General features: G+C 70.8%; 4 protein-coding genes and 1 pseudogene. All 5 read left to right on the plus strand.

The genetic code is table 11. From position 1 onward, the window contains the following. Nucleotides 1–153: 153 nt before the first annotated feature. Nucleotides 154–321, plus strand: a complete 168-nt coding sequence (locus Q0066_RS00785) for a hypothetical protein (protein ID WP_298129099.1) — start codon at nucleotides 154–156, stop codon at nucleotides 319–321. After that, nucleotides 321–1,067: a TlyA family RNA methyltransferase gene (locus tag Q0066_RS00790; protein ID WP_298129100.1), complete on the plus strand. Its 747-nt coding sequence runs from the start codon at nucleotides 321–323 to the stop codon at nucleotides 1,065–1,067. The genes Q0066_RS00785 and Q0066_RS00790 overlap by 1 nt, the downstream gene beginning before the upstream one ends. 10 nt (nucleotides 1,068–1,077) lie before the next feature. Then, complete coding sequence (locus Q0066_RS00795; RefSeq protein WP_298129103.1) at nucleotides 1,078–1,989, plus strand: NAD kinase; 912 nt, start codon at nucleotides 1,078–1,080, stop codon at nucleotides 1,987–1,989. Beyond that, nucleotides 1,983–3,662 (plus strand): DNA repair protein RecN, encoded by a 1,680-nt coding sequence (gene recN, locus Q0066_RS00800; protein WP_298129106.1) that lies wholly within the window; start codon nucleotides 1,983–1,985, stop codon nucleotides 3,660–3,662. Before Q0066_RS00795 ends, recN begins: the two co-directional genes overlap by 7 nt. A gap of 61 nt (nucleotides 3,663–3,723) precedes the next feature. Then, nucleotides 3,724–3,935 (plus strand): annotated as a pseudogene (locus tag Q0066_RS00805) (CTP synthase); the annotation flags it as partial.

Genomic DNA, 3,935 nt, shown 5'->3' on the forward strand with positions numbered 1-3,935 from the left:
TCGCCCGCTGCGCGACGCCCGGACGGCGCCTCGCTGCGTTCTCCTCAGTCGCCATACAACCCGGTATGACTCCCTCGTCGGCCTTGCGAGGCATCCGACCGGACGCCGCTCGCCAGGGCGAACGTTGGTGGCCGGGGCACTAGGATGCTCGCCGTGAGTACCCCCGACGCGCCGCCCGTGACCGGTCACCCGAGGGTCGACGCGGCACTGGCCGAACTCGACCTGAGCGGCCCGGTCGAGCAGCATGCGGACGAGATCCAACGGGTCCACCAGGTCCTGCAGGACGTCCTCAACCCGAGCCCGCAGCCGTCCGGGCGCTGATGCGTCTCGACCAGGCACTGGTTCGGCGCGGCCTGGCACGGTCGCGGGGTCAGGCGTCCGAGGTGGTGCGTTCCGGCGGCGTCCGGGTCAACGGGCGTCCGGTGAACAAGCCGGCCGCGACCGTCGCCGACGGTGACCGGATAGAGATCTCCGCAGCCGACCACTACGTTTCGCGCGCCGCCCACAAGCTGCTCGGCGCCCTGACCGATACCGGTCTGGCGGTGAGCGGACGGGTGCTGGACGCCGGCGCGTCGACCGGCGGATTCACCCAGGTCGCGCTCGAGTGCGGTGCAGAGCGGGTGTACGCGATCGATGTCGGGCACGGGCAGTTGGCGGCGCCGGTGCGCGAGGATCCGCGGGTCGTGGTGCGCGAAGGCCTCAACCTGCGCGAGTTGAGCCTCGACGATCTGGACGGCCAACCGGTCGATCTGATCGTCGGCGACGTGTCGTTCATCTCGCTGAAGCTGCTGCTCGGCCCGCTGCTGGCGGTACTGAAGCCGGACGGCGCCGCGCTGCTGCTGGTGAAGCCGCAGTTCGAGGTGGGCCGGGGTGGGCTGGACGCCCGCGGCGTGGTCCGTGACGAAGGGATCCGGCAACGCTGCGTGGACGAGGTCGCGGCGCAGGCGCGGCGGCTGGGCTGGCCGGAGGCGTGGCGTGGGGTCAGTCGCACCGTCGGAGCGTCCGGAAATGTCGAGTGGTTCCTGCTGCTGCGTGGACGCCCGGTGGATGAGGGTGGCCACGGATAGGGTGAGCGTCGTGGGAACCAGTCGCTTCGTCACCGTGGCCCTGCACGGCGGCAGGTCAGCAGCGTTGAGCGCGGCATCGGGATTCATCGCCGGTATGACCGCACACGGAATCACCTGCCTGCTGGCCGAGGAGCATTTCCACACCTTGGAATCCGCCGGCCAGGTGAAGGCCCTCACTCCCGAGACCGAGCGGCTCAGCGAGCTGGTCGTGGTGTTCGGCGGTGACGGCAGCATTCTGCGGGCCGCGGAATGGGCGCTGCCGCTTGATCTGCCGGTGCTCGGCGTCAATCTGGGGCATGTCGGCTTCTTGGCCGAACTCGAATCGCATGAGGCCGGATCCCTGATCAGCCATGTGGTCGAGCGCAACTACACCGTCGAGGAGCGGATGACGATCGACACCGTCATCACCGACCGTGACGGTGCCGAGGTGTGGCGCTCGTTCGCGATCAACGAGGTGTCCATCGAGAAGCTCGCCCGGGAACGGATGATCGAAGTGCTGGTCCGGGTCGACGGCCGGGCGCTGTCCCGCTGGGGCACCGACGGTGTCCTGCTCGCCACGCCGACCGGATCGACCGCCTACGCCTTCTCGGCGAACGGCCCGGTGCTGTGGCCCGACATCGATGCACTGCTGGTGGTGCCGCTGTCGGCGCATGCGCTGTTCAGCCGTCCGATGGTGATCGGTCCGCACTCGACGGTGTCGGTGGAGATCCTGCCGGGCAATGAGACCCAGGCGGTGGTCTGGTGTGACGGACGCCGCACCACCGACATCTCCGGCGGGATGGTCGTCACCGCCGAGGTGGGGGAGCATCGGCTGCGGCTGGCCCGCATCACCGAGCGTCCGTTCGTCGAGCGACTGGTTCGCAAATTCGCGCTACCCGTGGACGGCTGGCGCGGAATCGCGGAACGCAACAACCCATGCTGACTGAGCTGCGCATCGCCGACCTCGGGGTGATCGCCGAAGCGGTGCTGGAGCCCGGCCCGGGGTTCACCGCGGTGACCGGCGAGACCGGTGCCGGCAAGACGATGGTGGTCACCGGGCTGTCCCTGCTGCTGGGCGGCCGGGCCGACAGTGGCCTGGTCCGGCACGGCGCCGCCCGCTGCGTGGTGGAGGGCGTCTGGACAATCGACGGCGCGACGGCGGACGAGTTGTCCGAGCTGGGTGCCGAGGTCGAGGACGGCGAACTGCTGGTCGCCCGCCAGGTGGGCCGGACGCGCTCGCGGGCGCTGCTCGGCGGCGTCGCTGTGCCGCTGGGAACCGCCGCCGACATCGTCACCCGGTGGGCCACCATCCATGGTCAATCCGAGCAGATCCGGCTCGGCACCGCCGATCGGCAGCGGGAGGTGCTGGACCGGTTCGCCGGCGCCGAGCACGCCGTCCTGCTCGAACGACACGCGGCCGCCTACGCCGAACGGCGCGCCGCGGCGTCCGAGGTCGAGGAGCTCACCGGCGCGGCACGCGAGCGCGCCCGGGAACTCGACCTGCTCACCTTCGGACTCAACGAGATCGAGCAGGTCGATCCGCAACCCGACGAGGACGTGGCACTGGCCGCGGAGGCACAACGGCTGCAGGCCGTCGACGAACTGCGACTGGCCGCGCACGGAGCCGGGCTGGCGCTCAGCGGCGACCCCGAGGCCTGGGACGACGCACCCACCGTGCTGGGTCTGCTGGCCGCTGCCCGGAAGAGTCTCGAGGGCGCCGTCGCCGATGATCCCGAATTGGTGCCACTGGCCGGGCGGCTCGCTGAGGCGTCCGTGCTCGCCGCGGACGTGGCGTCCGAGCTGGCCAGCTACGCCGACCGGTTGGAGGCCGAACCGGCCCGGCTGGAGTGGATCGCGGAACGTCGCGCCGCGCTGCAGCAGCTGACCCGCAAGTACGGCGCCTCGGTGGCCGAGGTGCTGCAATGGGCCGCGGACGCCGCTGAACGTGCCCGGAACCTCGAAGCAGGCGACGACCGGATCGCCGAACTGCAGCAGCGGATCGCGGTCCTCGACGAGGAGCTGGCACAGACCTCGGCGGCGATCACCGCGGCACGCGCCGAGGCGGCCGCCGTGCTCGCCGAGCGGGTCAAGGGCGAACTGACCGCGCTGGCGATGCCGCACGCCCGGATCGAGTTCGAGCTGACCCCGGCGGCGGTGGGTCCGCACGGTGCCGACCAGGTGACCCTGATGTTCACCGCCAACCCCGGCTCAAGCCCGGCGCCGCTGGCCAAGGCGGCGTCCGGTGGTGAGCTTTCCCGGGTGCGGCTGGCGCTCGAAGTGGTGCTGGCCGGGGGAGCGACCGGGCAGACCTTCGTCTTCGACGAGGTGGACGCCGGCGTCGGTGGTGCCGTCGCGTTGGAGATCGGACGCCGGCTGGCCCGGCTCGCCGAACACGCCCAGGTCATCGTGGTCACCCATCTCGCCCAGGTGGCGGCGTTCGCCGACGACCATTTCGTAGTGGCCAAGGCCAGCGACGGCCAGGTCACCACCAGCGGCATCAACCGGGTCGACGGCGCCGCCCGGCTCGATGAGTTGGCCCGGATGATGGCCGGCCTGGAGGGCTCCGCGAACGCCCACGCGCACGCCGCCGAACTACTGGCGGCTGCCGGGCACTGAGTTCGCGCGACGGGCGCGCCGGTTCGCCGGGGCGGCGTCTGCACCTATATGGTGGAATCCCGTGGGGAACGGCACCAGTACCAAGCACATTTTCGTCACCGGAGGCGTTGCCTCCTCGCTGGGCAAAGGCCTCACCGCCTCAAGCCTCGGCAGTCTCTTAGTGGCCCGCGGGCTACGGGTCACGATGCAGAAGCTCGATCCGTACCTGAACGTCGATCCGGGCACGATGAACCCTTTCCAGCACGGTGAGGTGTTCGTCACCGAGGACGGCGC

Source organism: Micropruina sp. (assembly GCF_027492755.1).
In the GTDB taxonomy this organism is placed as follows: domain Bacteria; phylum Actinomycetota; class Actinomycetes; order Propionibacteriales; family Propionibacteriaceae; genus Micropruina.

Coding starts and splice junctions, on each gene's coding strand:
- Q0066_RS00790 (WP_298129100.1), top strand. CDS start 321: ATGCGTCTCGACCAGGCACTGGTTCGGCGCGGCCTGGCACGGTCGCGG.
- recN (WP_298129106.1), top strand. CDS start 1,983: ATGCTGACTGAGCTGCGCATCGCCGACCTCGGGGTGATCGCCGAAGCG.